The following is a 6,621-nucleotide window of genomic DNA, read 5'->3' as shown; positions in this document are numbered from 1 at the left end:
GAGTTCAGTATTGGTGACAGACCACCACAAGTATCCAACCTCAATTCTGTTCACAAGACCATCGTTGATGTTCTCGGCGAGCGATACCGTCGAATTTATTCTTAAAGTAGGTGCGGAATGACGGCTTTACAGGTTCGTCCTTGTAATTTTAAAAAAATGATTTCACACTCTTACACTAGGGACCCTTTTGCATTTTCACGCGCGCTTCGGCGCGCTGCTTCATTTTTCATCACGCTTTGCCGCTCATCATCGAGTACCCCTTCCCCAGCAGATATGGTATTTTTCCCCTGCCTGCACGGCGCAGGAGGTAAGGTTTCTTATTGATGGATCAAAGTGATAGCGATACCACGCTATTATGACGCCAATATTTGATGGATTTTTCATGTGTGAAACGGATTATTCTTCTCGGCAAGATTGATGAAAAACCTCATAATTTCAGCGAATATCTTCGTTGCAGATCACCTTTCCCCCCACAGGCTATGCTAGTTTTATTCAATATTGGTCATCGAGGTTCTTAATGAATGTTTTAGTGACAGGTGGTAGCGGTTACATCGGCAGCCATACCTGTGTTCAGCTTTTAGAAGCCGGGCATCAACCGATTATTCTGGACAACCTGTGCAACAGTAAAGCCAGCGTGGTGGAAATCCTTACCCGTCTGACTGGCAAGGCAGTGCAGTTTTATCAAGGTGATATTCGCGATAGCGTTTTATTAGACCGTATTTTCGCCACTGAAAATATCGATGCCGTGATCCATTTTGCTGCGCTAAAAGCGGTCGCAGAATCCGTCAGCAACCCTGTTGAATACTATGACAATAACATCTATGGCACCCTGACGCTGGTTAAAGCAATGGAAAAAGCGGGCGTTAAAAACCTGATTTTCAGTTCCTCTGCAACGGTCTATGGCGATCAGCCACGTATCCCTTATCAGGAAAGCTTTCCCACCGGTATGCCCGCCAGCCCTTACGGGCGCAGCAAGTTGATCGTGGAACAGATCCTGACAGACTTACAGAAAGCGCATCCGGAGTGGAGCATTGCCTTATTACGCTATTTCAATCCGGTTGGGGCACATCCTTCAGGAGAGATGGGCGAAGATCCGCAGGGCATCCCTAACAATTTGATGCCCTTTATCGCGCAAGTCGCCGTTGGTCGCCGAGAATCGCTCTCTGTCTTCGGTAATGACTACCCAACGGAAGATGGCACCTGCGTCAGAGATTACATCCATGTGGTCGATCTGGCCGATGGTCACGTGGCAGCAATGAAAGCACTGCATCAACGCCCAGGAGTACATATTTACAATCTGGGTGCTGGTGTCGGCTACAGTGTATTGAACGTCGTGCAAGCATTTAGTCAGGCATGCGGTAAACCGCTGCCCTATCACTTCGCCCCGCGCCGCGAGGGCGATCTTCCCGCCTATTGGGCCGATCCGGAAAAAGCGGCCAATGAACTCCACTGGCGCGTTACCCGGACGTTAGCGCAAATGGCGGAGGATACCTGGCGCTGGCAATCCAAACATCCCAATGGCTATCCCGACTGATACCCTGAGGAGCAGGTGTATGCTGAACGAAAAAAGTGCTGAATTTGCCCCCGATGGCCAGCCTTTTACCCTGACTACGCTACAAAACCGTGCAGGAATGCGCGTTATGTTGATGGATTGGGGCGCAACCTGGCTCTCTTGTCAGGTCCCTCTGCCGGAGGGAGAAGTGCGTGAAGTACTGCTCGGATGCACGACACCTGCGGATTATCCACGCCAACAGGCCTATCTTGGCGCGTCTATCGGGCGCTATGCCAACCGCATCGACCACGCCCGTTTACAACGTAACGGCGCAACCTACAAACTGACACCCAATCAGGGCCAACACCAGTTGCACGGTGGACCCGATGGGTTTCACGCGCGTCGCTGGCGCATTGTGCAGCAGGATGCTACGCAAGTAACGTATCTGCTGGTCTCGCCCGATGGCGATCAGGGCTACCCGGGGCAATTGACCGCACAGGCACGCTATCGGTTAACCGAGCACAACGCGCTGGAAATTGAGTATTCCGCACTGACAGAAAAAACCTGTCCGGTATGCCTGACTAACCACGCCTATTTCAATCTGGATGGACATACCAGCGATGTGCGTCACCACCGTTTACAACTGTTCGCCGATCATTATTTGCCCGTGAACAGTGAGGGGATCCCCGTTGACGGCCTTACTCTGGTAAACCACACGGGCCTGGATTTCCGCCAGCCCAAAACGCTATTGCAGGATTTTTTGCACGACGCCGATCAGAAAGCGGTCAGCGGCTACGACCACTCTTATCTGCTGCATCGGACCTGCGGCTCCAGCGAATGCCCGGCGGCAAACCTGTGGTCTGCGGATGAGAAGGTGATGATGAGCGTATTCACCAGCGCTCCAGCCTTGCAGCTTTACAGTGGGAACTTTCTCGCAGGAACCCCCGCCCGAGAAGGCACTCTGTATGACAACTTCGCCGGGGTGGCGCTGGAAAGTGAATTTTTGCCAGACAGCCCAAATCATCCGGACTGGCCACAGCCAGACTGTTGGCTGAAACCCGGTAAGCAGTACTGCTCGCTGACAAGTTATCAATTCTTTACATAACACCACCAAGACAGACTGGGCACGCTTTTGCACGGTAAATTTATATCAAGAGCGTGCGCAGCGAACAATTCACGCTTTCGCTTACGCAAAATTTATTGTTATTATGTATGGCTATTCGACTACTCCGTAGGAAACTCCGCATGTTTGGGTTGCCTTTCAGACAATTACCGCAACGCAAACGCCGTCTATTGGCGTTTGGCGTGGTTGTCTGTTGGCTGATGCTTAATACCCAACTGGCGTTGGCAGCTCATCTGTGCGATGTCCAACCGGTGGTCCAGACCACTCAGGTGGTCAGTCACCACGGCATGAACATGACGCAGGCCTCTCACCACGCCTCAGTCATGGTGAAAGCCGCCGCTGTGTGATAAACACTGCACGCCGGATACTGCGCAAAAGACCGCCTCGCCGCTGCACCTGGATGCGATGGTGCATGATACGAGCACGCTGCTCGTGTTGGCGAATGATACCAACATCCCTGACCAACACACGTGGTTAACCCCACCGCGAACCGGGCCGCCGGCTGAGATCGTATACTGCCGTTTCAGAGAATAAATCCAGATAAAACAACACATTGATTTTCTATCATCTGTTATGTTTTATTCTGGAGATATTTATTATGCGTACGTTACTGACCGCCATTGCCCTGTTTGCTTCCGTTGCTACTATCGCCCCTGCTTTTGCCGAAACATCGCCTGTCGCCGCGCACGATCACAATGCCATGAATCATGGATCGATGGATCATAGCACGATGAATCAAGGTGCCATGATGTCCATGGATCACAGCAACATGAACCATGGCACTCAACCTGCCAGCACCGCGACGGTGTATCAAGGCACAGGAGTGGTAAAAGCCTGGCCGGACACCAGCGTCACCTTCGCCCACCAACCGATTCCCGCACTTAACTGGCCCGCCATGACCATGCGTTTTGGCCTCAGTGCCTACAAGGGCAGCCCGCTAAGCGTCGGACAAACGGTGAACTTCACCTTTATCCAAAGCGCCTCCGGCTACGATCTGATTTCAGCATCCGCTAACTGATTCGAGGTCGATATGTTGACGCTTCGTCTACAGCAGGCGGGTTATGCCCTGCCATGGCTTTTTGGCTGCGCGATATTTACGGCTCAGGCCACAATGCTCGATCAAACCCTGGCGGCCGCGGAACAGTATTCGGCAGAAATTTCTGCCAATCATCACCAGGTGAACGCCTTGAATAACATGGCAGATTCCGCCATGCAGCTACCCGATCCCAAACTGAAAGTTGGGATTGAGAACTTTCCGGTCAGTGGGGCCAATGCGCATCGCTTCACCCGTTCTGACATGACCATGCAACGTGTCGGCATCATGCAGGATTATGTCAGCAGCACTAAACGCGAACGCAAATCAGATGCCATTCGCGCGCAAGCGCGTAAAGCGGAGGCTAATCAGGACGTGATTCGCGCCGGGTTGCAACGAGAAGCCTCGCTGGCCTGGTTCGAACTGGCGCTGGGGCAACATGCACAGGAAGCTATTGAACGCCTGCTGAGCGACACGCAACGGCAGCTTGGCATGCAAAAAGCCGGAGTCGCGAGTGGCAGCAACAGCGCGAGCAGCGTTCTGGCGCTGCAACTCACTGTCAATGGCGCGTTATGGCGTGTCGGTCAAAGAGCTGCAATCCATCGTGTCTGTGGTGGTCGGTGGGGAAAATATTGGCGAAACCATTGAGGGGCGCGAACGTTATCCCATCAACCTGCGCTACCCACGCGAGATCCGCGATTCGCTGCAAAAACTCAAGAATTTGCCAGTGATTACCGCAAGCGGTGGGCAAATTTCGCTCTCGGAGCTGGCCGATATTCGTATCAGCGATGGGCCACCCATGCTGAAAAGCGAAAACGAGCGCCTTTCGGATTAGATCTACGTCGATATTCGCGGCCGCGATTTGAAATCTGCGGTGCAGGATATGCAGCGGGCGGTTGAACAACAGGTGAAATTACCGGAAGGCGTGTCGCTAAGCTGGTCTGGGCAATTTGAGTATCTGGAGCGCGCGACGGCCAAACTCAAAGTGGTATTGCCGTTCACACTGCTGATTATCTTTATCCTGCTCTACGTGACGTTCAGCAAGGTGAAAGATGCGTTGTTAATCATGGGCACCCTCCCCTTCTCGCTGATTGGTGGCGTATGGTTGCTTTATCTGCTGGGCTATAACTTATCGGTTGCGGCGGCGGTGGGCTTTATCGCACTTGCCGGGGTGGCGGCCTAGTTCGGCGTTATCATGGTGTTATACCTCAATCACGCTATTGAAAAACGTCAACAATCCGATGAGACACTGGCGTTACCCTTGCTGCGTGAGGCCATCCATGAAGGTGCCGTGTTGCGTGTGCGCCCCAAAGTGATGACGGTCGCCACCATCATGGCCGGGCTATTGCCCATCATGTGGGGCGGCGGTACGGGTGCGGAGGTGATGCAACGCATTGCCGCACCGATGGTGGGCGGTATGGTAACTGCCCCCTGCTCTCGATGCTGGTGATCCCAGCGTTCTACCTGCTGACACACCGTAAGCGAGGCGATAGCGCCTGAGTGGCTATCCCGTGTAATGTCGGCCCATACTCATATTGGGCCGACAGACCATTGCTGTGAGCTGAAACGAGCAAGCGATAACGTGATAATGAGCAAAGTTAATGCAGATAAATCAGGTTTATCGGTGACTATTGATTACCGTTAATTGCAGCGCAGCAATATAATGAGACCAGTTATCACTGAAATCTTAGGAATGAAGGAGTTTAGCTATGGCTGTAACTAAGCTGGTACTGGTGAGACACGGTGAAAGCCAGTGGAACAATGAAAACCGCTTCACAGGCTGGTACGATGTTGACCTGTCCGAAAAGGGCCGCTCAGAAGCCAAAGCCGCTGGTACATTGCTGAAAAATGAAGGTTTCTCCTTCGATTTCGCTTATACCTCTGTGCTGAAACGCGCCATTCACACGCTGTGGAACATCCTGGACGAGCTGGATCAGGCTTGGCTGCCGGTGGAAAAGAGCTGGAAACTGAACGAACGCCACTACGGCGCGTTGCAGGGTCTGAACAAAGCGGAAACCGCTGAAAAATACGGTGATGACCAGGTTAAACAATGGCGTCGTGGTTTTGCTATCACTCCGCCTGCGCTGACCCGTGAAGATGAGCGTTTCCCCGGCCACGATCCGCGTTACGCATCTCTGACTGACGATGAGCTGCCGCAGACTGAAAGCCTGGCGCTGACCATCGAACGCGTTGTGCCGTTCTGGAACGAAACTATCCTGCCACGCATCAAGAGCGGTGAGCGCGTTATCATCGCTGCACACGGTAACTCCCTGCGTGCGCTGGTGAAATACCTGGACAACATGGGCGAAGACGAAATCCTTGAACTGAATATCCCGACGGGTGTGCCGTTGGTGTATGAGTTCGATGAAAACTTCAAGCCGATCAAACACTACTATCTGGGTGACGCTGACGAAATCGCAGCGAAAGCCGCTGCTGTTGCTAACCAAGGCAAAGCCAAGTAATTTCATCTCTACTGAAATAGCCAAAGTAGGGTGAATCAGACAGATAAAAGGGGTTGTAATGCATTGCATTCAACCTCTTTTTATTTAACCTTCCCCATACCCATGACATTCTCAATCCAGTGATATTGGCTGGCCACTCGTACATTTTGAACAATGGCTACCAGCCAGGGAAAAGCCAAACAAATTGTGCCGCCCAGCCAATTTCAGCCCGGTAAATTCCAGGTTGAAATTGGCGTTATTACTTTTAGGCGCGCGGGCATAGCCAGATAAACCGCAGAGATTTGTAGAAAACCTAACGATTCTCGGCTGTTTTGAATCATGCCTCACTAATGCAGTACAAAACCGTCTCTTCTTGATGAATGGTGTAATGGCCTAACCGGAACCTATAGAACCGTCATTCCGCACCTGATTTTTCTTTTTTCGGGACTTGACGGTATTCTGAAGTTCTGAATTTATTACTGCTTTTTGCAGACCAATCAGCATGAGTACTCCCCACGTTACCATCCGTAAC

At 52.0% G+C, this 6,621-nt stretch carries 6 protein-coding genes and 1 pseudogene; all 7 read left to right on the top strand.

Going from position 1 to position 6,621, the window contains the following annotated elements:
* Positions 1-517: 517 nt before the first annotated feature.
* Positions 518-1,534 (top strand): UDP-glucose 4-epimerase GalE, encoded by a 1,017-nt coding sequence (gene galE, locus ACTBDZ_RS13600; protein WP_438815718.1) that lies wholly within the window; start codon positions 518-520, stop codon positions 1,532-1,534.
* A 19-nt stretch (positions 1,535-1,553) separates the two neighbouring features.
* Complete coding sequence (gene galM / locus ACTBDZ_RS13595) at positions 1,554-2,597, top strand: galactose-1-epimerase (RefSeq protein WP_438815717.1); 1,044 nt, start codon at positions 1,554-1,556, stop codon at positions 2,595-2,597.
* A gap of 140 nt (positions 2,598-2,737) precedes the next feature.
* Positions 2,738-2,962 carry a hypothetical protein gene (locus ACTBDZ_RS13590; protein ID WP_438815716.1) on the top strand — a complete coding sequence of 75 codons (225 nt, stop codon included), beginning with the start codon at positions 2,738-2,740 and terminating at the stop codon, positions 2,960-2,962.
* A gap of 251 nt (positions 2,963-3,213) precedes the next feature.
* The gene (locus tag ACTBDZ_RS13585) at positions 3,214-3,633 is read left to right on the top strand and encodes a copper-binding protein (RefSeq protein WP_438815715.1); all 420 of its coding nucleotides are present in this window, start codon (positions 3,214-3,216) and stop codon (positions 3,631-3,633) included.
* Positions 3,634-3,645: 12 nt separating this feature from the next.
* Complete coding sequence (locus ACTBDZ_RS13580) at positions 3,646-4,296, top strand: TolC family protein (RefSeq protein ID WP_438815714.1); 651 nt, start codon at positions 3,646-3,648, stop codon at positions 4,294-4,296.
* A pseudogene (locus tag ACTBDZ_RS13575) lies at positions 4,214-5,148 on the top strand (efflux RND transporter permease subunit); the annotation flags it as partial. The gene ACTBDZ_RS13580 and the pseudogene ACTBDZ_RS13575, both read left to right, overlap by 83 nt.
* A gap of 209 nt (positions 5,149-5,357) precedes the next feature.
* Complete coding sequence (gpmA, locus tag ACTBDZ_RS13570; protein ID WP_438815713.1) at positions 5,358-6,110, top strand: 2,3-diphosphoglycerate-dependent phosphoglycerate mutase; 753 nt, start codon at positions 5,358-5,360, stop codon at positions 6,108-6,110.
* Positions 6,111-6,621: the final 511 nt, after the last annotated feature.

The organism is Symbiopectobacterium sp. (genome assembly GCF_051710365.1).
Classification (GTDB): Bacteria; Pseudomonadota; Gammaproteobacteria; order Enterobacterales; family Enterobacteriaceae; genus Symbiopectobacterium.
The sequence above is the reverse complement of the archived record's forward strand: the minus strand, read 5'-3'. Positions and strand labels throughout refer to the sequence as shown.

What these genes read in the sequence shown, in the direction of transcription:
- galE (WP_438815718.1), top strand. Translation starts at nt 518, where the DNA reads ATGAATGTTTTAGTGACAGGTGGTAGCGGTTACATCGGCAGCCATACC.
- galM (WP_438815717.1), top strand. Translation starts at nt 1,554, where the DNA reads ATGCTGAACGAAAAAAGTGCTGAATTTGCCCCCGATGGCCAGCCTTTT.
- ACTBDZ_RS13590 (WP_438815716.1), top strand. Translation starts at nt 2,738, where the DNA reads ATGTTTGGGTTGCCTTTCAGACAATTACCGCAACGCAAACGCCGTCTA.
- ACTBDZ_RS13585 (WP_438815715.1), top strand. Translation starts at nt 3,214, where the DNA reads ATGCGTACGTTACTGACCGCCATTGCCCTGTTTGCTTCCGTTGCTACT.
- ACTBDZ_RS13580 (WP_438815714.1), top strand. Translation starts at nt 3,646, where the DNA reads ATGTTGACGCTTCGTCTACAGCAGGCGGGTTATGCCCTGCCATGGCTT.
- gpmA (WP_438815713.1), top strand. Translation starts at nt 5,358, where the DNA reads ATGGCTGTAACTAAGCTGGTACTGGTGAGACACGGTGAAAGCCAGTGG.